The organism is Paraburkholderia sp. SEWSISQ10-3 4 (assembly GCF_030464785.1).
GTDB lineage: Bacteria > Pseudomonadota > Gammaproteobacteria > Burkholderiales > Burkholderiaceae > Paraburkholderia > Paraburkholderia aspalathi.
Window position 1 is genome coordinate 252788 of sequence record NZ_JALPRI010000003.1, and the last position, 24928, is coordinate 277715.

20 protein-coding genes are annotated in these 24928 nt (G+C 62.3%); 14 read left to right on the forward strand and 6 right to left on the reverse strand.

The features are described 5' to 3' along the window. Nucleotides 1-285: 285 nt before the first annotated feature. The gene (gene bamA / locus M0D68_RS09685) at nucleotides 286-2595 is read right to left on the reverse strand and encodes an outer membrane protein assembly factor BamA (protein ID WP_200619121.1); all 2310 of its coding nucleotides are present in this window, start codon (nucleotides 2593-2595) and stop codon (nucleotides 286-288) included. Between the two features lie 335 nt (nucleotides 2596-2930). Here bamA and M0D68_RS09690 point away from each other — a divergent pair, with 335 nt between their 5' ends. The 3 genes from M0D68_RS09690 (at nucleotide 2931) to M0D68_RS09700 (ending at nucleotide 5936) form a co-directional block, all read left to right on the forward strand. Continuing rightward, nucleotides 2931-3110, forward strand: coding sequence for a hypothetical protein (locus M0D68_RS09690; RefSeq protein WP_200619195.1), 180 nt, complete (start codon nucleotides 2931-2933; stop codon nucleotides 3108-3110). Next, nucleotides 3103-3504, forward strand: a complete 402-nt coding sequence (locus M0D68_RS09695; protein WP_093641202.1) for a hypothetical protein — start codon at nucleotides 3103-3105, stop codon at nucleotides 3502-3504. Before M0D68_RS09690 ends, M0D68_RS09695 begins: the two co-directional genes overlap by 8 nt. 167 nt (nucleotides 3505-3671) lie before the next feature. Continuing rightward, a complete protein-coding gene (locus M0D68_RS09700) occupies nucleotides 3672-5936 on the forward strand; it encodes an LPS-assembly protein LptD (RefSeq protein ID WP_234486648.1) in 2265 nt (754 codons plus the stop codon). 12 nt (nucleotides 5937-5948) lie between these two features. Here the strand turns inward: M0D68_RS09700 and M0D68_RS09705 are convergent, their stop codons facing one another. The 4 genes from M0D68_RS09705 to M0D68_RS09720 form a co-directional block, all read right to left on the reverse strand. After that, nucleotides 5949-6446: an Lrp/AsnC family transcriptional regulator gene (locus M0D68_RS09705; protein ID WP_054039304.1), complete on the reverse strand. Its 498-nt coding sequence runs from the start codon at nucleotides 6444-6446 to the stop codon at nucleotides 5949-5951. 53 nt (nucleotides 6447-6499) lie between these two features. Beyond that, nucleotides 6500-7897, reverse strand: a complete 1398-nt coding sequence (locus M0D68_RS09710) for an aspartate aminotransferase family protein (RefSeq protein ID WP_093641196.1) — start codon at nucleotides 7895-7897, stop codon at nucleotides 6500-6502. Nucleotides 7898-8102: 205 nt separating this feature from the next. Next, nucleotides 8103-9029, reverse strand: coding sequence for a glyoxylate/hydroxypyruvate reductase A (locus M0D68_RS09715; RefSeq protein ID WP_200619123.1), 927 nt, complete (start codon nucleotides 9027-9029; stop codon nucleotides 8103-8105). 6 nt (nucleotides 9030-9035) lie between these two features. Continuing rightward, nucleotides 9036-9908: a GNAT family N-acetyltransferase gene (locus tag M0D68_RS09720; RefSeq protein ID WP_266224218.1), complete on the reverse strand. Its 873-nt coding sequence runs from the start codon at nucleotides 9906-9908 to the stop codon at nucleotides 9036-9038. 278 nt (nucleotides 9909-10186) lie between these two features. Here M0D68_RS09720 and M0D68_RS09725 point away from each other — a divergent pair, with 278 nt between their 5' ends. The 11 genes from M0D68_RS09725 (at nucleotide 10187) to M0D68_RS09775 (ending at nucleotide 22768) form a co-directional block, all read left to right on the forward strand. Continuing rightward, nucleotides 10187-11677, forward strand: coding sequence for an aldehyde dehydrogenase (locus M0D68_RS09725; protein WP_200619125.1), 1491 nt, complete (start codon nucleotides 10187-10189; stop codon nucleotides 11675-11677). A gap of 299 nt (nucleotides 11678-11976) precedes the next feature. Further along, the gene (locus tag M0D68_RS09730; RefSeq protein WP_093641185.1) at nucleotides 11977-12645 is read left to right on the forward strand and encodes a haloacid dehalogenase type II; all 669 of its coding nucleotides are present in this window, start codon (nucleotides 11977-11979) and stop codon (nucleotides 12643-12645) included. A gap of 54 nt (nucleotides 12646-12699) precedes the next feature. Beyond that, nucleotides 12700-13974, forward strand: a complete 1275-nt coding sequence (locus tag M0D68_RS09735; protein ID WP_200619126.1) for an FAD-binding oxidoreductase — start codon at nucleotides 12700-12702, stop codon at nucleotides 13972-13974. A gap of 67 nt (nucleotides 13975-14041) precedes the next feature. Beyond that, nucleotides 14042-15658 (forward strand): ABC transporter substrate-binding protein, encoded by a 1617-nt coding sequence (locus M0D68_RS09740; protein WP_200619127.1) that lies wholly within the window; start codon nucleotides 14042-14044, stop codon nucleotides 15656-15658. Nucleotides 15659-15778: 120 nt separating this feature from the next. After that, a complete protein-coding gene (locus tag M0D68_RS09745; RefSeq protein ID WP_093641177.1) occupies nucleotides 15779-16732 on the forward strand; it encodes an ABC transporter permease in 954 nt (317 codons plus the stop codon). After that, nucleotides 16729-17685, forward strand: a complete 957-nt coding sequence (locus tag M0D68_RS09750; protein ID WP_200619128.1) for an ABC transporter permease — start codon at nucleotides 16729-16731, stop codon at nucleotides 17683-17685. Before M0D68_RS09745 ends, M0D68_RS09750 begins: the two co-directional genes overlap by 4 nt. Then, nucleotides 17685-19529, forward strand: a complete 1845-nt coding sequence (locus M0D68_RS09755; protein WP_200619188.1) for an ABC transporter ATP-binding protein — start codon at nucleotides 17685-17687, stop codon at nucleotides 19527-19529. The genes M0D68_RS09750 and M0D68_RS09755 overlap by 1 nt, the downstream gene beginning before the upstream one ends. Then, entirely contained in the window at nucleotides 19526-19840 is a 315-nt protein-coding gene (locus M0D68_RS09760) for a (2Fe-2S)-binding protein (protein ID WP_054039288.1), read from the forward strand. The genes M0D68_RS09755 and M0D68_RS09760 overlap by 4 nt, the downstream gene beginning before the upstream one ends. Then, nucleotides 19825-21195 (forward strand): NAD(P)/FAD-dependent oxidoreductase, encoded by a 1371-nt coding sequence (locus tag M0D68_RS09765; RefSeq protein ID WP_200619129.1) that lies wholly within the window; start codon nucleotides 19825-19827, stop codon nucleotides 21193-21195. The genes M0D68_RS09760 and M0D68_RS09765 overlap by 16 nt, the downstream gene beginning before the upstream one ends. Then, on the forward strand, nucleotides 21192-22361 hold the full coding sequence (locus tag M0D68_RS09770) for an FAD-binding oxidoreductase (protein WP_200619130.1): 1170 nt from the start codon (nucleotides 21192-21194) through the stop codon (nucleotides 22359-22361). Before M0D68_RS09765 ends, M0D68_RS09770 begins: the two co-directional genes overlap by 4 nt. Beyond that, nucleotides 22358-22768, forward strand: a complete 411-nt coding sequence (locus M0D68_RS09775; RefSeq protein ID WP_093641162.1) for an AraC family transcriptional regulator — start codon at nucleotides 22358-22360, stop codon at nucleotides 22766-22768. The genes M0D68_RS09770 and M0D68_RS09775 overlap by 4 nt, the downstream gene beginning before the upstream one ends. Here the strand turns inward: M0D68_RS09775 and prpR are convergent. After that, on the reverse strand, nucleotides 22725-24701 hold the full coding sequence (gene prpR / locus M0D68_RS09780; RefSeq protein WP_200651200.1) for a propionate catabolism operon regulatory protein PrpR: 1977 nt from the start codon (nucleotides 24699-24701) through the stop codon (nucleotides 22725-22727). The genes M0D68_RS09775 and prpR overlap by 44 nt on opposite strands. Nucleotides 24702-24928 lie beyond the last annotated feature (227 nt).

Genomic DNA, 24928 nt, shown 5'->3' on the forward strand with positions numbered 1-24928 from the left:
CATCTGCTGCTTTGGAGCGACCTATCGAACTCAGAAAGCGGACCGGACACGGTCGCGCTGATGATGAGCGAATGATAGATAGCAACGTTGGAGCAACGATGGTGAAAATAAGGAGACTTTGTGAACTTGGCGCAGGAAGACGCAGATGCGGTGCTTTGGGCGGGCACCGAACCGGGTCATACCGGTTGGGCACCTCTGCGCGGCTGAAAGCGGGAAGGAATGATGCAGATAACGCCCGCGGTCTTCAAAGCATGACCGCGGGCGTTGCAAGGCAGAATGACGTGATCAGAACGATGTGCCGATCTGAAACTGGAATACCTGGTACTTGTCGGTGGAGTGTCTGATCAGCGGGAAACCAAGCGACAGCTTGAGCGGGCCGATCGGCGAAATCCACTCAAGACCCGCGCCGTAGCTATACCGCAGGCCGTTGGCGCCATTGCTGTTGCCTTCTGTGCCCCAGACATTGCCCGCATCCATGAAGGTGAAGACGCGCAGCGTGCGGTCCCAGCCGCTGCCCGGCAGCGGGAAGGTCATCTCGATGTTGGCCACGACCATGCGCGAGCCGCCGATCGGGTCGCCGGTCGTCTTGTCGGTCGGGCCGAGCGAGCCCGATTCGTAGCCGCGTACCGAGCCGATACCACCCGCGTAGTAATTCTTGAAGATCGGATAGGCTTTTCCGGCGAAGCCGTTGCCGTAGCCACCTTGAAAATTCAAGCCGAGAATGTAACCGCGTGAGAACGAGTAGTAATACTGCGCCTGCACGTCGGTCTTGTAGTACTCGGTGTTGCCAGCCGGTGTGCCCACTTCACCATTGGCCTGGAAGAAATAGCCGCGGCTAGGCACCAGTGCGCTGTCGCGGTTATCCCGAGCCCAGGCCGCAGTGAGCGGCACGTTGTTCACCACGCTGCCGAATTCGGCTACGTAGTCCTTGTAGCTCTGCGGTGTCGACGAATCAATGGACAACCGGTTCTGTTCGAGGCCGGCGCCGAAGTAAACGGTATCGGATTCGGAGAACGGAATGCCGAACTTCAGATCCGCACCCACGGTGATGATCCGGAAACTCGTGTCGGTGTAGTAGTAAAGCGGATAGGAGGTGCGGTAGTAGACGTCGGTGATCCGCTTGATGCCGTCCACCGTGAAATACGGATCGGTTTGCGTCACGGTCAGGGTGCGGTAGGTCTTCGCGGTGTTCACGTTCACGGCGAGGCTGGTGCCGGAACCGAACACGTTATCCTGCGAAATCCCGGCTGACAACACCACCTTGTCGGTGGACGAAAAACCCGCGCCCAGGGTAATCGCGCCGGTCGGCTTTTCGCTCACCTTGACGTCCACATCGACCTGGTCGGGTGAGCCTTCCACCGGCACCGTGGTGACGTCCACGTCCGTGAAGTAGCCGAGACGGTTGACCCGGTCTTTCGACAGCGAGAGTCGGTTCGAATCGAACCACGAACTTTCGAGCTGACGCATTTCGCGGCGCACCACCTCATCACGCGTGCGGGTGTTGCCGACCACGTTGATGTGACGTACGTACACGCGGCGGCTCGGGTCCACTTGCAGCGTCAGGTCGACCTTGTGATGTTCCTGATCGATCTGCGGCAGCGCATTGACCGTGGCAAACGCGTAACCGTATTCGCCGAGTCTATCGACGATCGCCTTGGTAGTGGCTTGTAATTTTTCGGCGGAGAAACGCTCGCCGGGTTTGATATTGACCAGCTTCTTCAGCTCGGCTTCGCGGTCGAGCAGATTGCCCGCGAGCTTGATCGACGAAACCGTGTACGGCTCGCCTTCGTGCAGCGTGACCGTGAGGTACATCTCCTTCTTGTCCGGCGAAAGCGATACCTGGGTCGACTCGAAGTTGAACTCCAGATAGCCGCGATTCAGGTAGTACGTGCGGATGCGCTCCAGGTCGCCGGTCAGCTTGTCTTTCGCGTACAGGTCGTTCTTCGTGTACCACGAGAACCAGTTCGGTGTGGACATCTGCATTTCGTCGCGCAAAGTGTCCGTGCTGAAAACGTCGTTGCCGATGAAGTTGATCTGGCGAATCTTCGCGTTCGGGCCTTCTGCGACGGAGAACAGTATCGCGACCCGGTTGCGGTCGATCGGCGTGATCGTGGTGGTCACTTCGGCGGCATAGTAGCCACGCGTCAGGTACTGGCGTTTCAACTCCTGCTCGGATTTATCGACTAACGCCTTGTCGTAGTAGCGGCCTTGCGAAAGCCCGACCGCACCGAGTGCCTTGGTCAGATTTTCCTTGTCGAACTCGTGAATGCCGGCGAAGTCGATCGTGCCGACCGCGGGGCGCTCCTGAACGTGAACGATGACGACATTGCCTTCGGTCGAGATCTTGACGTCATTGAAGAAGCCCGTGGCGTACAGCGCGCGAATCGATTCCGAAGCCTTATCGTCGTCAAACGTGGCGCCCTGCTTGATGGGCAGGTAGGCAAACACGGTACCGGGTTCGACGCGCTTCAAGCCCTCGATCCGGATGTCCTGCACCACGAACGGCTGCGCTGCGTGGGCTGCCCCGCTTGTCAGCGCGACGCCGACGAGCGAGAGTGCGCCGGCGATACGGCTCGTTAAAACTTGAAGATTCATCTTGGGTTTTCAGTCCTGATGCAGCGCGCGGAGCGCAGACGGGAGCGCTCGAAGGCAAGCGACGCATTCGAAACGACGTTCCATGACACTGGAAAGCGCGAAGTATAGGGACGCGTTTTCTGCCGATCGTTACTGAAAACTTTCCGACCATTCCGGCCGCCAGGGTGCGCAGCGCGCACCCGCGCAGGCTGACGCCGATTGGAGCGCGAGCTTCGAAATAATGCGTTACAGACTCAAAAGAAGCGTAGTCCGCGCGTAACCTGGCGGCGACTTTGCACTGCTATCGTCAAATTGTCGATTCCGCTACCTGCGTAACGCGATCTGGAGAAGTGGTCATGATTGAATTTTTTTCACCGGCGGTTCTTGCTGCTGTCTTGCGCGTGAGTTCCTCACCAATCTATTCAGTCCATCTTGCGATGGCGTCGATGCGCACGCTTCGCGCCGTGCCCGGCGACACGGTGAGTGAGGCGGCAGGCCGCTACGAGGTTACGGGGGAGGGCGCGCGTCATGTCTGACCCGTCGACCTTCGTGCTGAATTCGATCACCGATATGCAGTTGACGGCGGACGGTCAATATCTGCTGATTCACGGCAATCAACCCACGGCGGCGCTGCACCGTTCGGTGCTCAACGACCTGCTGGTGGCGCTGCCGAACGCCATAGAACACGCCGACCGCGTGATTCATAACAATCAGGACATGGGCTTCGCGCTGCACTGCCAGGGTTGGGAAGTCGGCCGGCTGAACGGCATGGAAATGGTGGTGATCCGGTTCCGTCTGTCCGGTAGCGCGGGGTTGTCGTTTTCGTTGCCTGCGGAGCAGATTCCCTATCTGCTTCAGGCGCTGGGCGGCGCTGCGAGCGGGGCAGGCACGCCAGCGGACCCCCGCGCCAAGGACGTCACACTTCAATAGCGCAGTGTGCATTCGCTGCTGTTCATCCTGACGCAAGTCAGGGCTTCCGTTCGCCTTGATGCGTCTGTCATCCTTTCCGATCCTTATCTGTTTTGATACTACGCGGTGTATTTCGACGCCTACGCTTAAGGCCTCTCGTTTCTTTCGTGCTGGGTACGGCTGGATGCATGCCGCTTGCCGGGCACGCGCAATTAGTCGGTGCGTCTGCGATTCCGGAACCGCTCGACGGCGTCTGGGGTCTGCGGCTCGATCCGCAACTGACCGAGCAACCCCTGCGGCCGGGCGACAAACCCGTTACTGCGGCCATCGCCGATTCGGTGACCGCGACCACCGACACCGACGTTTCGCTAAAAGGTCACGCGCAACTGCGGCGTTACGCATCGATCGTTAAAGGCGATGCGCTGCACTACGACGTCGATACCGACAAGGTCGACGCGTACGGACAAGTGCGACTCGTCGACAACGGCAATGTGTTCGATGGCCCGGACGCGCATTTCTACGTCGAAGCGAATGAAGGCTACATGAGCGTGCCGAAGTACCGGTTTCATCTGACGGGAGGGTGGGGTAGTGCTCAACGCGTCGATCTGGTCGATAGCGAGCGCACGGTCGTTCATCACGGTACGTACAGCACTTGCCAATGCGAATCCGATCCCGCGTGGTATCTGAAGGCCTCCGAATTCGACATCGACAGCGGCGGCGATGAGGGAATCGCGCACAACGGTGTGCTTTTTTTCCAGGGCGTGCCGTTGCTGGCGAGCCCGTGGCTATCGTTTCCCTTGTCCGGCGCACGTCGCAGTGGCCTCCTGCCGCCGACGTTCTCGATCAGTTCGACCAATGGCGTCGACGTTGCGTTGCCGTATTACTTCAACCTCGCGCCGAACTACGATTTAACTCTGACGCCTCGCATCATGTCGAAGCGAGGCGAGATGTTGACGGCGGACTACCGCTATCTGCAGCCGAACGATTCGGGGACGATCTCGGTCGCGTGGCTGCCACACGATGCGATCACCAACACCGACCGTTACTCGATCGCGCTGAAACAGAACTGGAACTTCGGCTCAGGCTTCGGCGCCTACGTCAATTACAACCGGGTGTCGGACTCGACAGTGGTCACCGATCTTGCGTCGGGTGTTGCGTTTCCGACGGGCTCCACCACGCTGTATCAGCAGGAAGCGGGTTTGACTTACTCAAACGGGCCGTGGAGTGTTCTGGCTCGCGAGCAACGGTGGCAGGCCTTTACCAGCGACTCGACCTATAACCGCGAACCGCAGGTTAATGTTAAGTACGCGCGTTATAACGTGGGGGGCTTCGACTTCGGCGCCGAAGCGGATGCGACGCGCTTCACGATTTCGTCGGCCGATGCAACGCAAGGCAGCCGCTTCGTTTTCAACCCTTACATCAGCTATCCGATCGAGCGTCCAGGCTGGTTCATCACGCCGAAGCTCGCATGGCATTTCGCCGCCTATGACCTGACGACGATCGGATCGGATGCGCCCGCCGGGCAGCCCAAGACGTTTAACGTCAACGTGCCGACCTTCACCCTCGATTCGGGTATGCGCTTCGAGCGAAGCGTGCGGCTCTTCGGGCAGTCGTATATCCAGACCCTCGAACCGCGGCTGTTCTATGTGTACACGCCTTACCGCAACCAGGCATACGCGCCGCTGTTCGATACGGCTACGGCCGATTTCGGGTTGGCTGAACTGTTCATGCCGAACAGCTTCGTCGGCAATGACCGGGTGTCCGATGCCAACCGCGTTACGGCAGCGCTGACGACGCGCTTCATTGATGCGACGAACGGCGATGAGCGGTCCCGTTTCGTCCTTGCAGAGCAGTACGACTTTCGTACGCCCCGCGTGACGCTCAACACAGACGATGCGATTGGCACCGTGGCGCGCACGAGTGTGATTGTCGGCGCGTCGTACAAGCTGGGGGCGGGTTTTTCAGCGGAACAGGCCGTGGAGTACAGCCAGGCCAACCACTATCTGACGAATGCGGAAGCCGGCTTTGGCTGGTCGCCGGCTTCACGGGAGGTGTTGAATGTCGCGTATCGCTATACGCGCGCCAACACCACGCTCGATTATCAACCGGTCAATCAGTTCATCGTGTCCGAGCAATGGCCGTTAATGCACAACGTTGTGAGCGTGGCGCGCGTCAATTACGACATGAGCGCCCACCGGCTGATCGCGGGCCTGCTGGGACTTCAATACGATGCGGATTGCTGGTCGCTCGGCGTGGCGTTCGAGAAATACACCAACGCCACCAGCTCGACCACGTCGCCCAGCACCGGCACGCGTGTGTTGATGCAACTTCAGCTCAAAGGCTTTTCGCAGGTCGATAACGGTCTGCTCAATCAGTTTCGCGCGAATGTGCCAGGCTATACACCGGCGACAACGGAAACCGAACCGACATCCCGGTTTAGCGATTATCCGTAAGGGGCTGCTGGACTAGTTGTGGTTCTGCGAGAACAGCGTTTCGAGCGGATAGTGACTCTTCACGAACGGCGACTTGATGATCACGTAGCTGAAGTACTTCTCGATGCCGATATCGCGTTCCAGCAGACCCTCGATGATGCTCTGGTAGTGACTCACGCTGCGGGTGACAAACTTCAGCAGGTAATCGTAGCCGCCACTCGCCAGATGGCACTCCACGATTTCGTCGACGTCTTTGATCGCGTTCACGAACTTGATGAAGTCTTCCCGCCGATGATCGGCGAGCGTGACTTCGGTAAACACGATCTGCACGTCGCCGAGCTTCTCGAGCTGGATCTGTGCGCCGTAACCGATGATGTAGCCGGCCTTCTCCAGACGCTTGACCCGGATCAGGCAAGGACTGGGCGAAAGGCCGACCGCGTCGGCAAGCTCGACGTTGGTTATGCGGCCTTTCTTTTGCAACTGGGAAAGTATGCGCAGGTCAATCCGGTCCAGCTTGCTGTCGCTGCTCATCGTAACGTTATCGCTCCGGCGATGGGTGAGAGGGTCTCGAAGGGCCCTCTACTCTAGCACGCAGCGGCATGAATTTTGACCTTCAGCGCGGCCCGGACATCGGCTTGCGCCAGAACGTCGTCGAGGGTTTTTTCGAGGCGTTCGAACAGCAGATCGAACTCGGCCTCGGTGTACGAGAGCGCCGGCGCAAAGCCGAGAATATTGTCGCCGAACGCGCGGAAAATCAGGCGGTTTTCATACGCCGCCGCAGCGATCCGCTCGGACAGTTTCAGCGCAGGATCGAATCCGGTCTTGCTGTCCTTGTCCGATACCAGTTCGAGTGCGCCGAGCAGGCCGCGATGGCGCGAGTCGCCCACCAGCGGGTGCGCGAGCAGCGCGTCGAGGCCGCGAGCGAAACGCGGGCCGCGTGCCACGCCGTTCGCAAGCAGGCCGCCTTCGTGATAGAGGCGCAGCACTTCGAGGCCAATTGCCGCGCTGACCGGGTGCGCCGAATACGTATGGCCGTGGCCGACGATCGCTTCGGCGTCGCCATCGGCGATACCTTGATAGATTTCATCAGACATCAGCACGGCGCCCATCGGCGCATAGCCGGAGGTCAAACCCTTTGCCACCGTCATCAGGTCCGGTTCGACGTTCTCGCCCTGGCACGCGAACAGCGGACCCGTGCGGCCAAAACCGGTGATGACTTCATCGGCGACGAACAGAATGCCGAGCTTACGGCAGCTTTCGCGCATCGCTTTCAACCAGCCGACCGGCGGCACGATCACGCCGCCCGAGCCCTGGATCGGTTCGCAGAAGAAGGCTGCGACATTGTCCGCGCCGAGTTCGGCCACCTTGGCTTCGAGCGCGGCCACCGAGGCGGCGATCAACGCGGCGTCGTCGGCGAAATCGTTGCGGTACGCGTAAGGCGACGGCAGATGATGCTGGTTCGGCAGCGGCAGATCGAAATTGCGGTGGAAGGCGGGCAAGGCGGTCAGCCCCGCGCCCATCGTCGACGAGCCGTGGTAGCCGCGTTGCAGCGCGATGATGTGTTTCTTCGACGGCCGGCCGGTCGCATTGAAGTAGTGCGTGATGAAACGGATGGCCGAATCGACTGCATCGGAGCCGCCGAGCGTGAAGTACACGTGTTGCAGCGAAGCGGGCGACACTTCCACCAGTTTTTGCGCCAGTTCGATCGCCGGGGCCGAGCCGAAATGGAAATAGCTGGTCGCGTAGGGCAGTTTCTTCATCTGCTCGGTGGCGACGTCGACAATGCTTTGCTGGCCGTAGCCCACATTCACGCACCACAGGCCGGAGAAGGCGTCGAGTAGTTCGTTGCCGGCCGCGTCGCGCAGGAACGCGCCGCTGGCGGACTCGAGGACGGTGACGCCGCGGGCTTCGTGCACGCGGTAGTTGATAACCGGGTGAATCAGATGCTTGCGGTCGGCTTCAATGAGCGAATGGATCGGCATGATGGGTTCTCGTCGCGGGAAAGGGCTGTTGACCGTTCCATACTACTGACCCAGGGCAATCGCCTGCTCACCTAAACAATTGTCTGAAAAGCGCGTCCGACGCGTTTTGACGTGCGACCTCAGCATTTTCTGCTGCGGACGCTGAAAAGCCGCGGCGGGCGGGCGTTTCATTCAGCGCCGCGGCGCCGCGCTCAGTGTCCCGGAGTCAGTATCCCTGGGTCCGGTCAATCTGACCGAGCATCGGCAGGCCTTCGCGATGGCGGCGCAGATTCTCGAGCACCACGTCGACGGCGCTCTCGGGCCGTGTCGAGCTGGCGATATGGGGCGTGAGACGCACACGTGGATGCGTCCACAACGGATGACCGGCGGGCAGCGGCTCGGGATCGGTGACGTCGAGAATGGCGCTGTGCAACTGGCCGCTGTCCAGCGCTGCCAGCAGATCGGGCTGATTCAGATGCGGACCGCGCCCCGTTTGAATCAGCGACGCGCCGCGCGGCAGCTTCGCGAACAATTCAGCATCGAGCAGGCCGCGTGTGGCGGGCGTGAGCGGCAACAGGCAGATCAGAATGTCGGTGCGGGCGAGAAACGCATCTAGTGCGCCTTCGCCTGCATAACAATCGACGCCTTCGATCTCGCGCGGCGAACGGCTCCAACCCGCGCAGGCGAAGCCGAACAGCCGCAGCTTTTCCAGCACCGCCGTGCCCAGCACGCCGAGTCCCAGCACGCCAATGCGGCGAGCGCTGGCCGGCTGGGCGGGCAGTTCACGCCAGATCTGCTGTTGTTGCTGATGGCCATAATCGAACAGATCGCGATGAATCGTCAGCACGGCTTGCGTGACGTACTCGACCATCCCTTCAATAATGCCGGGCTCGATCATCCGTACCACCGGGATATGCGCCGGCACGCCCGACAGGTCGAACTGGTCGATGCCCGCGCCGACCGAGAACACGATTTCGAGGTTCGGGAAGGTGCGGGTGGGATCTTCCGGCGGTTGCCAGGCGGCGAGGTAGCGGATTGCGTCCGGGTCGCCGAGGTCGGGCCAGACGTGAAACGGCAGGTTCGGTGCTTTCTGCGCGAAAAGTTTGGCCCATTGCGCACCACGCGCCGGGTCGGCTTTATAAAGGAAGGCCATGGTGGATCAGCAGATTGCCTGGTTGATGATGCCGTATTGCAGATAGGGCGCGTCCTTGCCGGCGGCCGCAAGATCGGCCGGCGTGGCGTGTCGAACCATTTTGACCACCGTATCCACCCGCGGCAGCCCTAACTGCTCCAGCCATTCGGTCAGCCCGCTTTCGCCCGGCGTATCGATACGCACGAACACGCCTTCGTTCAGCGCGAGCCAGTGGCTGATCAACGCTTTGGCGCGACTGGAATCTTCTGACTCTGGGGCGACCACCGGTCCGATCGCAAAGCCCCGTCCGAAGCGGCGAAACAGGGCGAAGCCGACCAGTTCGCCGTCGCGATCGAGGGCGATGCCATCGGCGGCGCTCAACAGGGCGGGCAAGACTTCTCCGCGATCCAGACCGCTTGCCTGCGAGGCCAGTTCGACCAGCCGAGCCGTATCGCTCGAACCGAGCGGGCGCAGGCGTTCCCCAGGCGGCAATGAAACGAGGGGCGGCTGAAATGCGGCGCCCTGATGTTGGTCGAGCGTGCCGATCGCGCGAAAGCCGAGCTTTTCATACAAAGGCTGCCCCGCCGTGGTGGCGTGCAGCAACGTGACCCGGCCGCCGAGTTCTTCCAGCACCAACTCCATCAACTTCCGGCCGATGCCGCGCCCTTGCTGCTCGGGGGACACGATCACCATTCCGAGCGAGGCCCGGTCGGCGCCGTATTTCCAGCACAACGCCGTGCCGATCACGCCGCTCGCATCTTCCGCGACGAAGCCCACGCCGAGAAGCGCCACGAATCGCCAGTCGTCCGGGCGATGCGGCCATTTGAGCTCGACCGTCAACGCATGCGCGGCGGGGATGTCCTCGTGGGTGAAGCGTCTGTAGGTAATCGGATCGGACACGCCGTACTCCCTGGATGGCTGAAGGCTTACGCCGTCACTTTGTCATTCGGTGCGCGGTGTGACTAGGACGATCTTTTTATCCGGGCCGCTCGAGAGGGCCGCATCGCAAATCGATGCAAAACGCCGCGTTTCATCGTGCATTACAAGCGTGTTCTGCTGCGTGGGGATTTTTGTCGGCGATATATGCCGCGCCTGCGGCTCTACGATTTTGCCATGGCGGCGGCGCGCTCAAGACGCACCGCCCGGGACCCACTGCAGTCACACAGGAAACCTTTCTCATGGACAGCTTCAATCCGGACGACGTCGCGATTCGCAGCGGGCATTTTATCGGCGGTGAGTATGTCGACGAGAACGAGCGCGGCGGTGAGCGCCGCATCGAGGTGGCGCGCCCCTCGGACGGCGTGATCTATGCCTCCGTGCCGGTCGCCGGCGGCGAGATGGTGGACCGCGCGGTGGAGAACGCCTGGCAAGCCTTCAGAACAAGCGGCTGGGCGCGCATGGCGCCGCGCGAGCGCGCGAAGATCCTGCGCCGCTTCGCCGAGCTGGTCGAAGCCGATGCGCCGTTCCTGGGCCGTCTGGAGGCACTCGGTTCGACACGTCCGATTGCTCAGGCAATCGGCTGGGACGTGCCGTTCACCGCCGAGGGCATCCGCTTCTACGCCGAGTTCGCCGATAAGGTGGGCGGCGATGTGGCCGCGACCGATCATGACCACCTCGGCATGACGATCGCCGAACCGTACGGCGTGATCGGGGCGATCGCGCCATGGAATTTCCCGCTGGTGATGGCGTCGTGGAAGATCGCGCCTGCACTGGCGGCGGGCAATGCCGTCGTGCTGAAGCCCTCGGAAATGACGCCGTTCTCGGTGTTGCGGCTCGCCGAACTGGCCGTGCAGGCGGGTGTGCCGGCCGGCATCTTCAACGTGATTCAGGGCGATGGCCGTGTCACCGGTGACGAACTGGTGCGCCATCCGAAGATCAGCAAAGTTACCTTCACCGGTTCCACGCGTACCGGCGCCGCGATCATGGCGGCCTGCGCCAACAGCGGCACGAAGCCGGTCACGCTCGAACTGGGCGGCAAGAGTCCGCAAATCGTGTTCGCCGACGCCCCGCGTCTCGACGACGTAGCGCGCCGGATTGCCGGCGCTATTACCGGCAATGCCGGCCAGGTGTGCGTGGCGGGTTCGCGGCTGCTGGTCGAGCGAAGCCTGGCGGAACCGCTCGCCGAGCGCATCGGCAAGGTCTTCGCCGAGTTGAAACCTGGTGCGACGTGGGCCGCTGGCACGACGTTGTCGCCGATCATCTCCGCGCCACAGGCGGCGCGCATCGAAGGAATTGTCGGGCGCACGCTGGAGGCGGGGGCGACACTGCGCTTTGGCGGCGTGCGAGCCGACGTTGGGGCGAATGGCGCGTTCTATACACCTACCTTGCTTACTGGCGTCACCGCTCACTCCGAAGCCGTGCGCGAAGAAGTGTTCGGCCCCGTGCTGACACTGCAAACCTTCGACACCGAAGAAGAAGCGCTCGCACTCGCCCAGCATCCCGAGTACGGCCTCGCTGCCGGCGTGCACACCGCCGACCTCGGCCGGGCGCTGCGCCTCGTGCGCGGCCTCGAAGCGGGAACGGTCTGGGTCAACCGCTACGGCCGGACTTCCGACTTCATGATCCCCACCGGTGGCTACAAGCGTTCGGGCATCGGCAAGGACCTCGGTCGCCAGGCTTACGAGGCAAACCTGCGCTTCAAGAGCGTGTTGATCGACTTGCGGCCTTGATGTCAGCAAGGACTCGTAAGCGGAAACCCGTACGCGGTTTCACGGGTTCGGCTTTCACCGGTCCGTGCAACGAACCGGCCAGAGCCGAATCCCGCAAAGCCAATACGGACGGGGCTTTCAGCCCACCCACCGCAGACTGTGCTGCGCAGCGGCCTCAAAACGCATGGTTTGTGTCATCAGCGGCGCCCTAATCAGGAACATCTATGTTTTTGCGCTGATTAAATCTTTAACAGAAGTGAGCTTGAACTGTTTTCGTCACTGAACTCAATGTGAGTTCACCACCACGATAGGACTGCACCATGATCGATTTCGAACCGAAGTACATCACCTTCGACTGCTACGGCACGCTGACAAAATTTCGCATGGCCGACATGACCCGCGAAATGTTCGGCCATGTGCTGCAAGGCGACGACCTGGAGAAGCTCGTTACGTTCTACTCCGGCTATCGTCGTGACGAAGTGCTCGGTGCATGGAAGCCGTATCGCGACGTGGTCGTCAATGCGTTGCGCCGCGCCTGCAAGCGCATGAATGTCGAATTCAATGAAGTGGAAGCCGAGAAGATCTACACGGCGGTGCCGACCTGGGGTCCGCATCCGGACGTACCGGAAGGCCTCTCGCGTCTGGCGAAGAAGTACAAGCTGGTGATTCTCTCGAACGCGTCGAACAACCAGATCCAGAGCAACGTCGACAAGCTCGGCGCGCCGTTCCACGCCGTCTTCACGGCAGAGCAGGCGCAGTCGTACAAGCCACGCATGCAAGGCTTCGAATACATGTTCGACCAACTGAATTGCAATCCGGAAGACGTGCTGCACGTGTCGTCGAGCCTGCGCTACGACCTGATGACCGCACACGACCTGGGCATCAAGCACAAGGCTTTCGTCAAGCGCGGCCACGAACCGTCGACGCCGTACTACCAGTACTACGAAGTCAACGACATTCCGCATCTGGCCGCGGAACTCGGCCTGTAAGCGACGTTTGCACATTGATCGCCTCGCTCATTGCCCATCTCAAGGACAGACCGGATGAAGCTCGATTCCTATTGGCTCGACACCGCACCGCCGCTCGTTTCGGCGTGTGAAGGTCCGGTTGAAGGTCAGGCCGATGTCGTCGTGATCGGCGGCGGCTTTACCGGACTTTCAGCGGCACAGGCCTTGGGCAAGCGCGGCGCTTCGGTGACGGTGCTCGACGCCGGGCGAATCGGCGGCGGCGCGTCCGGGCGCAACGGCGGGCAGGTCAATACCGGCGTCGCGCAGGACTTCGTCGCGCTGGTCGCGCAACTCGGTGTGGAGCGGGCGAGCGCCTGCTACCGCGCGTTTTCGGATGCGGTCGATACGGTCGAGCGTCTGATTCGCGAGGAAAGCATCGATTGCAATTACAGCGCGACCGGCAAGCTGAAGCTGGCGTCGAAACCGCATCACCTCGCGCATCTGGAGAAGACGGCGGAGTTGATCCGCCGTGAAGTCGATACGGATATCGAATTAATCGGACGTGAGCGGATTCGCAGCGAGATCCAGTCGGACAGTTTTTACGGCGGGCTGCTGCAACGGCACGGCGGCCAGATGCACATGGGCAAGTTCACGGTCGGGCTCGCCGATGCCGCGGTTCGTCGCGGTGCGAAGCTGTATGAAAACGCGGCGGTCACCGCGATCGCGAAAGACGGCGCCGGCTTCAAGGTCACCACCGCACGCGGTGAAGTGCGCGCGAAGCAGGTGCTGATCGCCACCGGCCCGTCGCGGCATGGTCCGTTCGGCTGGTATCGGCGTCGTCTCGCGCCGGTCGGTTCGTTCATCGTCGTGACGGAACCGCTGGCGCCGGAACTGCTGGCACAGGTGTTTCCGAACCGGCGCGCGTACACCACCACGCGGCTGATGCATAACTACTTCCGCGTGACGCCCGATTCACGTTTGCTGTTCGGCGGCCGCGCACGCTTCACGGCGTCCGAGCGGCCATCGGACGCGAAGAGCGGCAGGATTCTGCAGCAAGGTCTCGCGGCGATGTTCCCGATGCTGGCCAATGCGCGCATCGACTATTGCTGGGGCGGCCTCGTGGATATGACCGCGGACCGCCTGCCGCATGCCGGGCAGCACGATGGAATTTACTTCTCGCTGGGTTACAGCGGCCACGGCACGCAGATGTCGACGCACATGGGCCAGGTGATGGCCGACGTGATGGACGGCCACGAAGAGCGCAATCCGTGGCGCGAGTCGGAGTGGCCGGCGATTCCAGGCCACACCGGCAAACCCTGGTTCCTGCCGCTGGTGGGGACGTACTACCGCATCAAAGACATTTTCTATTGATTCTTCACTGTTGCATTTGCCATTAAAAACCACGCTGCTATCCCTGTCACCCTCGCGGAGAAGTTCGATGAATAAGGAAACCTCACAATATGACGCTCTTCAACTCGGCACCGAGCTGGAGCGCTTGACGTCAAAAGGCGCGTCGCGGCGCGGCGTGCTGCGCGCGATGGCCGCGGCCGGGATGATGTCGGTGACGGGCGCCGGTCTTCTGACCGCGAGCGGCGAGGCATTTGCGCAAGCGAAACCGAAGCAGGGCGGCAAGATCCGGGTGGCGACGCAGTCCGCATCGGCCGCCGACACGCTCGATCCGGCAAAGGGCGCGCTCGGCACGGACTATGTTCGCGGCTTCATGTTCTACAACTGCCTGACCGAACTCGATTCGCATCTCGGCGCGAAGATGGCGCTCGCCACCGCGCTGGAAACGACGGATGCGACGGTGTGGGTCGTCAAGCTGCGCCCCGGCGTGCAGTTCCACGACGGCAAGTCGCTCGCGCCGGCAGACGTGGTGTATTCGATCATGCGCCATAAGGATCCGGCGACGGCGTCGAAAGCGAAGACGCTCGCCGATCAGATCAAGGAAGTGAAGGCGACGGGTCCGAACGAAGTGACGATCACGCTCGAAGGTCCGAACGCCGATCTGCCGGTGATTCTCGCCACCTCGCATTTCCAGATCATCAAGGACGGCACCAAGGACTTCAAAACGGCGGTCGGCACGGGCCCGTTCAAGGTCAAGGAATTCTCGCCGGGCGTGCGTACGGTCGGCGTGAAGAACGAGAAGTACTGGAAGCCGGGCCTGCCGCATCTGGACGAAGTCGAACTGATCGGCATTGGCGACGAGTCGGCGCGTGTGAACGCGCTGCTCTCGGGCGACGTGCAACTGATCAACGCGGTGAGCCCGCGTTCGACCACGCAGATCAAGGGTGCCGGCGGCTTCTCCGTGCTGGAGACGAAGACGGGTCTGTACACCGACCTGGTGGTTCGCGACGAAGGCGGCATTACCGGCAACGACGATTTTCGGCGAGGCATGATGTACCTGCAGGACCGCGAGCAGATGCGCCGCGCGATCTTCCAGGGTTACGGCGCGATCGGCAACGACCAGCCTATCGATCCGACCAACAAGTACTACCTGGCCGGCTTGCCGCAGCGTGCCTTCGATCCGGACAAGGCGAAGTTCCATTTCCAGAAGGCGAAGGTCGGCAGCGCGCCGATCCAGATTTTCGCTTCGCCGGCAGCAGAGGGCTCGGTTGAAATGGCGATGTTCCTGCAGCAGGTCGCGCCGCAAGCCGGTCTGAATCTGCAGGTGTCGCGCGTGCCGTCCGATGGTTACTGGTCGAACCACTGGATGAAGCATCCGCTGGGTTTCGGCAACGTCAACGCGCGTCCGAGCGCCGACGTGATCTTCACCCAGTTCTTCAAGTCGGACGCACCGTGGAACGAAGCGAACTGGAAGAGCCCGAAGTTCGACCAGATGCTGCTTGCAGCACGCGGCGAACCGGATGATGCTAAGCGCAAGAAGATTTACGGCGACATGCAGGTGCTGGTGCATGAAACCGGCGGCGTCGGTATTCCGCTGTTCCAGAGTTCGCTCGATGCCTACACGACGAAACTCAAGGGCCTTGGCTCGATTCCGCTGGCTGGCCTGATGGGCTTCATGTTCGCGGAAAACGTCTGGCTGGATGCTTGAGTTGTTGTGTCTGACGAGCAGTAACAGAGGGTTCCAGTCTGACGAACTGGGAAGTCGAACCCGGCAATACGCACGCCGCCTGTTCGCGGCGTGCGGCTTTACCCTTGGAGCCGACTTTCGATGAAAGCACATGCGCAACGACTCATCGCCGCGCGCCTTGGCCTCGCGCTGCTTACGCTACTGCTGGTCTCCGCGGTCGTGTTCGCCATCACTGGGCTGCTTCCCGGCGATGCCGCTCAACAGGCGCTCGGCCAGGCGGCAACGCCGGAAGCCGTCGCGGCATTGCGGCATCAGTTCGGGCTCGACCAACCGGCGCTGCAACGCTACTTCGAGTGGCTTTTTCATATTGTCAGCGGCAACTTCGGCACCTCGCTGTCAAACAATCTGCCCGTGAGCGAGTTGATCGCCACGCGCCTGCCGAATTCGCTAGTGCTGGCTGGGCTGACGGCGCTGGTCTCGGTGCCTGTGGCCTTGCTGATCGGTATTTCGTCGGCAATGTTCCGCGGTTCGCTGCTCGATCGCACGCTCAACGTGCTCACGCTGTCGACGGTAGCCGTGCCGGAATTTCTGATCGCCACCATCGCCGTGCTGATCTTCGCCGTCAAGCTGCGCTGGCTGCCGGCGCTGTCGTATCTCTCGGAGGTCCATTCGTTCGGTGCGCTGCTGCGCATCTACGCGATGCCTGTGATGACGCTGTGCTGCGTGATCGTCGCGCAAATGGCGCGCATGACGCGAGCCGCGGTGCTCGATCAGCTCAATTCGTCGTATGTGGAAATGGCGGTGTTGAAGGGCGCGTCGCCCGCCCGTGTGGTGCTGCGGCATGTGTTGCCCAACACCATCGGCCCGATTGCCAATGCGGTGGCGTTGAGCCTGTCGTATCTGTTCGGCGGCGTGGTGATCGTGGAATCGATCTTCAACTATCCCGGCCTCGCGAGCCTGATGGTGGACGCCGTCACCAACCGTGACATGCCGCTCGTGCAGGGCTGCGTGATGGTGTTCTGCGCAGCGTATCTCGCGTTGGTGTTGATCGCCGACCTGTGTCAAATCGTATCCAATCCGAGGCTGCGTCGATGATGAGCCAACCTACCAATCCCCACGTTCCTCATGTTCCCCATGCCACCACCGAGCTGTACGACCTGGGCGTCGATGAACCCGTCATCGAGACGCCGGTCGTCGAAACGGCGGTGCTGAAGCAGGGCGTGTTGAAACGGCTGGTGCATCGCTTCTCCGTGCTCGGCCTGATCGGCCTCGTGCTGGTGACCTTCTGGCTGATCGTCGCGTTCATTGGGCCGCTGGTTGCACCGTATAAAGGCGGAACGCTGACGTCGACGGAGATTTTTGGCCGCTATAGCGCGGCCTATCCGCTCGGCACCGACTATCTCGGCCGCGATATGTTGAGCCGGATTCTCTACGGCGCGCGCTATACGATGGGCCTCGCGCTGGCTGCTGCCGTGCTCGCCAGTTTGATCGGCACGTTCTTCGGTTTGCTCGCCGCGGTGTCCGGGCGCTGGGTCGATGAAATCCTGAGCCGTCTGTTCGACGCGTTGATTTCGATTCCGAGCAAGGTGCTCGCGCTCGTGGTGATTGCGGCGTTCGGTTCGTCGATCCCGATGTTGACGACGGTTGCCGCGTTGGCCTATATCCCCGGCGCATTCCGTATTTCGCGCTCGCTCGCGGTGAACCTGATGGGGCTGGAGTACGTGCAGGTGGCGAGAGCGCGCGGCGAAGGCATCTTCTATATCGCACGTGTCGAGGTGCTGCCGAACATGATTCATCCGATGCTTGCCGATTTTGGTTTGCGCTTTGTGTTCATCGTGCTGTTGCTGAGCGGGCTGAGTTTCCTCGGTCTTGGCGTGCAGCCGCCAAATGCCGATTGGGGTTCGCTTGTGCGCGAGAACATCGGCGGTCTGTCCGAGGGCGCGCCTGCCGTTCTGATGCCGGCCGTTGCGATTGCGACGCTGACCATCGGCATGAATCTGCTGATCGACAACTTGCGGCGTCGTGGCCGTAGCCATGGAGGTGCATGATGGCTGATCGGGACATGATTGAAGTGAAGGGGCTGCGGGTTGTCGCCGGTGCCGCGCCGGGGCCGGTGACGGAGATCGTCAAGGGCGTCGATTTTTCGGTGAAGAAGGGCGAGGTCCTGGCGCTGATCGGCGAGTCCGGCTCGGGCAAGACGACCATCGCGTTGTCCTTGCTCGGCTATGCGCGGGCAGGATGTTCGATCAGCAGCGGCTCGGTGCGCGTCGGCGAGGTGGATGTGCTGTCGCTCGACGCGAAGGGCCGTCGCGCATTGCGGGCACGGACTGTGGCGTATGTCGCGCAGAGTGCGTCGGCAGGCTTCAATCCGGCGCGCACGATCATGGATCAGGTGACCGAGCCGGCATTGCTGCATCACTTGATGACGAAAGACGCGGCGCGCGCGAAAGCGATCGACCTGTTTCGCGCGTTGGCGCTGCCCGCGCCGGAGACGATCGGCGAGCGTTATCCGCATCAGGTGTCCGGCGGCCAGTTGCAGCGTTTGATGGCCGCGATGGCGTTGATCACCGATCCGGCTGTTGTCGTGTTCGACGAGCCGACCACCGCGCTCGATGTCACCACGCAGATCGAAGTGCTCGCGGCCTTCAAGAAAGTGATCCGCGAACTCGGCACGACCGCCGTGTACGTGTCACACGATCTGGCTGTGGTCGCGCAGATGGCGGACCGCATCGTCGTGCTGAATGGCGGCGCGGTGAAAGAGAACGGCGTGGTCGCGCAAGTGCTCGATGCGCCGGTGGATACTTATACGCGTCAACTGCTTGCCGCTACGCGCCGTCCGGAAGCGGAGCTGGAGACTCCGAAGAATCTCGGCAAACACATCCCGCCGCTGCTCGAAATTCGTGGACTCTCGGCGGGTTATGGACGTATTGATCGCTTCGGCAATCCCGCCGTGCGCGTGCTCGACGACGTCAGTTTGTCGATTCCGCGCGGCAGCACGCTCGGCGTGATCGGCGAATCCGGCTCCGGCAAGACGACGCTCGCGCGCGTGGTGGCCGGTCTTGTCGACCGTGCGGGCGGCGAAGTGTTGTTCGACGGCAAGCCGTTGCCCGCACAACTGTCGCGCCGCACACCGGAGCAGTATCGCCAGATCCAGATCGTGTTCCAGAACGCCGATACGGCGCTGAACCCGAGCCATTCGATCGCCGATATCCTGGGCCGTCCGCTCGCGTTCTATCACCATCTGAGTGGCTCGGCTGCGAAGAAACGCATGCTGGAACTGCTCGATCTGGTGAAACTGCCGGCTTCGATTGCCACGCGTACACCTGCCGGGCTGTCCGGCGGCCAGAAGCAGCGCGTGAATCTGGCGCGCGCGCTGGCGGCCGATCCGGCGTTGATCCTCTGCGACGAAGTGACCTCCGCGCTCGATACGGTGGTCGGCGCGGCGATCCTCGACCTGCTGGCCGAATTGCGCCGTGAACTCGGCGTGTCGTACATGTTCATCAGCCACGATATCTCGACCGTGCGGGCGATCTGCGACGAAGTGATCGTGTTGTACGCGGGGCATCGCGTGGAAGCCGGGCAGCGTGACGTGCTCGCGGCGCCGCCGTATCACCCGTACACGGAATTGCTGGTGGATTCGGTGCCCGCTTTGAAACCGGGCTGGCTCGATGCGCGCCGCGAGATCGGTTGTGCCACGCTGCCGGCGATGGGTGAGAGCGCGGATATTCCCGAGTTGTGCGCGTTTCGCGCGCGCTGCCCAGTGCGTATCGACGGAATGTGCAATATGACGCCGCCGTCCCTTAAGAAATTGCCTTCGGGCGCGGAGATTCTTTGCCATCATCCGGCCGCCGAGTTGAATCGCTTGCAGACCGAAGAGGCGGCCCCGGTATGAACGGACGATTTGTGCGACTCGCGGAGACGGGGCGCAAGACGTTTCCGATTACCGTGGACGGTGTCGTGCGCGAAGCCGCCGAGGGTGACACCTTGATGGTTGCCTTGCTGACCGGCGTGAGCACGTTGCGCGATTCCGAATTCGGCGATGGCCGCCGCGCCGGTTTCTGTTTGATGGGCGCGTGCCAGGATTGTTGGGTCTGGACCGCACAAGGCGAACGCATGCGGGCGTGCAGCACGCCTGCGGCGCCGGGCATGTCGATCGTGACGAAGCTGGCCGAAGCCGCGGAGGGTGTATGGCCCCGCGTGTAGTGATCATCGGCACCGGGCCGGCGGGCGTGCGCGCCGCAGAGGCGCTGGTCGAAGCGGGGCTGCGGCCGACGGTTATCGATGAAGGGCGGCGTGACGGTGGCCAGATCTATCGGCGGCAACCGGAAGGGTTTTCGCGCAGCTACGAGACCTTGTACGGCACCGAAGCTGAACGCGCCGCTTCGTTGCACGAAAGCTTCGATGCGCTGAAGGGCAAGATCGATTATCTGCCGGAAACGCTGGTCTGGAATATTTCGCCGAACACCGTGCATCTGGCAAGCGGCACGCGCTATCAGACGCTAAGGTTCGATTCACTGATCGTTTGCAGCGGTGCGACGGACCGGCTGATGCCGGTCAAGGGCTGGCACCAGGCCGGCACATATAGCCTCGGCGGCGCGCAGGTCGCGCTGAAATCGCAGGGCTGTGCGATCGGTTCGCGCATCGTGATGATGGGCAGCGGGCCGCTGCTGTATCTCGTTGCCGCGCAATACGTGAAGGCGGGCGCACAGGTGGCCGCCGTGCTCGATACGTCGACGTTCATGCAGCGTGTGGCTGCGCTGCCGCGTTTGCTGGCGATTCCTGCCGCGCTCAAAAAGGGTATTGCGTTGACGCGTGTGCTCGCAAAGGCTCGCGTGCCAGTTCATCGCGGCGTGCAGCCTTTGGAGATTCAAGGCTCGCCGCAAGAGGGCGTGAGCGGCGTCGTGGTTGCGTTGCCCGGCGGCGAACGCTTGGCGCTGGCGTGCGATGCCGTTGCGCTCGGTTATCACCTGCGTCCCGAGACGCAGCTTGCGGACCTCGCGGGGTGCCGCTTCCTGTTTGACGACAACACGCAGCAATGGCTTCCGCAAATCGACGACGACGGCCGTAGCAGCATCAAGGGCGTTTACCTCGCTGGAGACGGCGCCAGAGTGCGCGGTGCGGACGCAGCCGAACGTTCGGGCCGTCTCGCGGCCTTGGCGGCGTTGCGCGATCACGGCATGCATGTTGGCGGCGTCGAGCAGTTGCGCGCCGAACTCGCACGTTTCACGCGTTTTGCCGCGGGCTTGCGAGAAGCCTTTCCGTGGCCGGCGAAATTCGCCGCGTCCTTGCCGGATGAAACGATCGTCTGCCGTTGTGAAGCGATTACAGCGGGCGAACTGCGTCGTGTGGTGCACGCGACCGGCGCGCAGGAAGCCAATCGCGCCAAGGCGTTTTCGCGCGTCGGCATGGGCCGCTGCCAGGGGCGTTATTGCGGTCACGCAGGCGCTGAGATCATTGCGGCGGCGGCTTGTGTGCCGTTGTCCTCAGTGGGACGGCTGCGCGGCCAGGCGCCCGTTAAACCGCTACCTGTGGCGCTTACCGAAGAGGTGAGCGAATGAGTGCGACGACTACAAACGAAGCCGACGTGATCGTGATCGGCGGCGGCATCATGGGGACGACGACCGCTTTCTTCCTGCGTCAGCGTAAGCGTTCGGTGATCCTGCTCGAACGTGGGCTCACGGGACAACAGGCGAGTGGCGTGAACTTCGGCGGCATCCGGCGGCAGGGTCGCGCGTTGCCACAACTGGCGATGGCGAATCGCGCGCTGCGCACATGGCAACGCTCCACGGAACTGCTCGGTGAGGACATCGAGTTTCTGGCGTCGGGGCACACACGTGTGTGCTACCACCAGAAAGACGTGGAGAACTTCGATCAATATGCGATCGACGCCCGCGCTTATGGTCTTGACCTCAAGGTGCTGCACGGCGACGCCATGTTCCAGCGCTTTCCGTTTCTCGGGCGCGAGGTGCTGGCGGCATCGATTTCGCCACTCGATGGCCACGCCAATCCGCGTCTCGCTGCACCTGCGTTTGGTCGTGCAGCCGCGCGGCTCGGCGCCCAGGTGATCGAGAACACCGAGATCGTGCGCGTCGAAAAAGACGGCGACCGGTTTCGCGTGGAGAGCGCACGCGGCGACGTGTATTGGGCCGCGCAACTCGTGATCTGCGCGGGCGCCTGGGCGAGCCGTCTCACTGAACAGTTCGGCGAACCCGTTCCGCTTGTCGCGAGCGGACCGCAGATGGCCGTGACCGAGCCGGTGCCGTATGTGTTCAAGTCGTCGATGGGGGTGTTCACATCGATCAAGGAAGAGAGCATCTATTTTCGCCAGATTCCGCGTGGCAATATCATTCTCGGCGGTGGTCCCGCTGGGCCGGCGGATGCCGTGACGTGCCGCGCATCGGTCCTACCGCGCAATACCGTGCGGCAAGTCGCACAGTTGCGGCGGCTCGTGCCGGCGATGGCGCCGCTGCATGTGATCCGCGTGTGGAGCGGCGTGGAAAGTTATCTGCCGGACGGTGAGCCGGTGATCGGGCCGAGCAGCAAGGTCGACGGTCTTTACTACGCGTTCGGTTTCTGCGGCTCAGGTTTCCAGATCGGTCCGGGTGTTGGCGAAACGCTGGCCGAGCTCGTCGATACAGGTCGTACGGACATTCCCCTCGACGTGTTTTCCGTCACCCGGTTCGCGAAGCAAGCCGCGCCCCGCTCGACTATCGCGACGTCATGAAACAGTCCATCAGCCTCAATGCCGCCCGGGCGTTTATCGAAGCCCATTTCGACGAGCCGGTGACGCTCGCGCAACTCGCCGCGCTGTCGGCGCTCAGCGTGTCGCGCTTCGCGACGGTGTTTCGTCAGCAGTATGGGTCGTCGCCTTATCGCTATCTGTGCGGGCTGCGGATTCAACGGGCGCAGACTTTGTTGCTCGAAGGTGTGCCGGGATCGGTCGTCGCGACGGAAGTGGGATTCTTCGATCAAAGCCACTTTGGCCGGCATTTCAAGCGATGCTGTGGAATGACGCCCAGCATGTTCATCGCGCGCGCTGGCGCGAACGCGGCGAAGAATGCAGTGAAGCACGGTGGCGTCGTTCAGGCTACTGCGCCGCGTTCAGCTTCCGCCATAACGTCGTCTTGCTGATGCCGAGCGCCTGGCAAACCGCATCGCGATCGCCGTCGCAGGCGGCGAGGGCGGCGCGGATTTCGTCTGCTTCCACGTGACGGCTGCGCTCGCGTAACGTTAGCGCTGCTTTCTTCGTGCGCGTGTGGGGTTGATCGAAGATTTCAGGTGCGACGGTGCGCAGAACCTCGCGCGTGAAGACGGTTTCTGCTGCGCTGTTTGAATCCGTGCCCGTGCCCATATCCGCATCTGCCAGTTCAACCGCGATCCGCTCGATCACGTTCTGTAGTTCACGCACGTTTCCCGGCCACGTGTAACGCTTAAACGGCTCGCTGAGACTAGCGAGAACGCGCTTCGCCGCATCCGCATCGGGCAAGCGAGCCGCCAGTCTCGGCTCACGCGACGCCGCCTGCAGCAACAGTTCGACCGCGAGCGGCAGCAGATCGTTTGGCCGCTCACGCAGCGGCGGCAGTGCGATGCTCAGAATGTTGAGCCGGTAGTAAAGATCGGCGCGAAAACTGCCGACCTCGATGCCCTCGGTCAACGCACGATGCGTCGCCGCGACGACCCGGATGTCCACTCGCGTCGGCTCTGTCGAGCCAAGCCGCACGACTTCACGTTCCTGCAGCACGCGCAACAGCCGGCTCTGCAACGACAGCGGCATTTCGGCGATTTCATCGAGAAACAGCGTGCCGCGGTGCGCCACTTCGATCAGCCCCGCCTTGCCGCCTTTGCGTGCGCCGGTGAACGCACCCTCCTCATAACCGAACAACTCACTCTCGAGCAACGCCTCAGGAAACGCGCCGCAATTGATAGCGACGAAGGCGAAGTCGCGCCTCGCGCTCAGCTGATGCATGCTCTGCGCGACCATCTCCTTGCCTGTGCCGCTTTCGCCAAGAATCAGCACGGTGGCGTCCGATTTGGCGTAGCGCTGCACGAGCGTACGGACCCGTTCGATCGAATCGGATACACCGACGATATCGCCAAGCTGATAACGCGCGCTGAACTGTTGAACGCGCTGCCGCGAGCGCAACGTGCGGTCGAGCCGTTCGACCGCGCGCGATTCCTGAAACGTCAGCACGGTGCCTGCCGCCGAGCTGCTGCTCGCGAGCGGCCCGCGATGCACGACGTAGCTCGCACCACGCACCGTGCAGAACGTGTCGCCGTCCGCGTCCGGCAAGCTGCCGGCGAGATCCGGCGCGAGATCGAGCAGCGCTCGGCCCACTGCCTGTGCTGCATCGATGCCGAGCACGCTGGCAAGCCGCTGGTTCATCGCTTCGACGCGCCCTTGCGCATCGAGCGCGACGACGCCGTCGCGCAGATGCTGCAGCAGATTGTCGAGCCGTTGACGCCGAACTGTTTCGCGGCGGGTGGCCTGTGCGACTTCGAGTGCGGTATCGAACGCGGCGCGTACCGATGCGCGTGAATACAGAAACACCGCGCCCATGCCGGCGTTCGCCGCGAGATCAGCGATGAGCCCAGGGCCGACCACGGCCTGGATGCCGCGATCGCGCAGATCGAGAACGACACTCTCGGCATCCTGCGCCGATTGATACGACGCAAATGTCACGTCGATGCCGTACGCGGCGATGAAGCGCCGCACTTCGTCTGGCGTGTTGCCGTGCGTGACGAGTGCGACTTTGGCGCCGTCGCGCCGCGCTCGCGCGAGCGCGTGCATCACGTCGAAGCCGGTTGGACCGATCAGCACGACCGGTACGCTGACGCGCGTTTTCAGATACGCGCCGTTGGAGCCGCCGGCAATCACGACATCCGGACGCCCGGCACCGACCGCGTCGATCTCATGCACGGCGTCTTCGAAGCCATGCGCGACGATGCGCAGATCGGCGCGTTCGACGTACTCGCCGGCAATGTCGAAAAACAGATCACGCAGACGGCTGATGCTGACGGCCCAGATACGAGGGCGCTGCGCGGGGTCGAAGGGGGGCGTGCTCACGGCGGGGCTCGTTGTCTGGAAAGAGGCCGGAAGGGTAGGAAGTCCGCCTATTATGCGCCTTTCGTTTTCGAATTTGAAATCTGAAATTTCATTTATGAAATAAGATGCCGGTATGGCCAGGACATGATTTTTTGTTAAATCAGGCACTTAGCAGCGTACGTTCCCGCATGGCCCATTCTTTGCGTTATAGCCTCCGTTTTCACCGGTTCCCGCATCGAAACCCCGCA

Excerpts from the sequence above, each read along its gene's own strand:
- bamA (WP_200619121.1), bottom strand. The coding sequence starts at position 2,595 with ATGAATCTTCAAGTTTTAACGAGCCGTATCGCCGGCGCACTCTCGCTC.
- M0D68_RS09690 (WP_200619195.1), top strand. The coding sequence starts at position 2,931 with ATGATTGAATTTTTTTCACCGGCGGTTCTTGCTGCTGTCTTGCGCGTG.
- M0D68_RS09695 (WP_093641202.1), top strand. The coding sequence starts at position 3,103 with ATGTCTGACCCGTCGACCTTCGTGCTGAATTCGATCACCGATATGCAG.
- M0D68_RS09700 (WP_234486648.1), top strand. The coding sequence starts at position 3,672 with ATGCCGCTTGCCGGGCACGCGCAATTAGTCGGTGCGTCTGCGATTCCG.
- M0D68_RS09705 (WP_054039304.1), bottom strand. The coding sequence starts at position 6,446 with ATGAGCAGCGACAGCAAGCTGGACCGGATTGACCTGCGCATACTTTCC.
- M0D68_RS09710 (WP_093641196.1), bottom strand. The coding sequence starts at position 7,897 with ATGCCGATCCATTCGCTCATTGAAGCCGACCGCAAGCATCTGATTCAC.
- M0D68_RS09715 (WP_200619123.1), bottom strand. The coding sequence starts at position 9,029 with ATGGCCTTCCTTTATAAAGCCGACCCGGCGCGTGGTGCGCAATGGGCC.
- M0D68_RS09725 (WP_200619125.1), top strand. The coding sequence starts at position 10,187 with ATGGACAGCTTCAATCCGGACGACGTCGCGATTCGCAGCGGGCATTTT.
- M0D68_RS09730 (WP_093641185.1), top strand. The coding sequence starts at position 11,977 with ATGATCGATTTCGAACCGAAGTACATCACCTTCGACTGCTACGGCACG.
- M0D68_RS09735 (WP_200619126.1), top strand. The coding sequence starts at position 12,700 with ATGAAGCTCGATTCCTATTGGCTCGACACCGCACCGCCGCTCGTTTCG.
- M0D68_RS09740 (WP_200619127.1), top strand. The coding sequence starts at position 14,042 with ATGAATAAGGAAACCTCACAATATGACGCTCTTCAACTCGGCACCGAG.
- M0D68_RS09745 (WP_093641177.1), top strand. The coding sequence starts at position 15,779 with ATGAAAGCACATGCGCAACGACTCATCGCCGCGCGCCTTGGCCTCGCG.
- M0D68_RS09750 (WP_200619128.1), top strand. The coding sequence starts at position 16,729 with ATGATGAGCCAACCTACCAATCCCCACGTTCCTCATGTTCCCCATGCC.
- M0D68_RS09755 (WP_200619188.1), top strand. The coding sequence starts at position 17,685 with ATGGCTGATCGGGACATGATTGAAGTGAAGGGGCTGCGGGTTGTCGCC.
- M0D68_RS09760 (WP_054039288.1), top strand. The coding sequence starts at position 19,526 with ATGAACGGACGATTTGTGCGACTCGCGGAGACGGGGCGCAAGACGTTT.
- M0D68_RS09765 (WP_200619129.1), top strand. The coding sequence starts at position 19,825 with ATGGCCCCGCGTGTAGTGATCATCGGCACCGGGCCGGCGGGCGTGCGC.
- M0D68_RS09770 (WP_200619130.1), top strand. The coding sequence starts at position 21,192 with ATGAGTGCGACGACTACAAACGAAGCCGACGTGATCGTGATCGGCGGC.
- M0D68_RS09775 (WP_093641162.1), top strand. The coding sequence starts at position 22,358 with ATGAAACAGTCCATCAGCCTCAATGCCGCCCGGGCGTTTATCGAAGCC.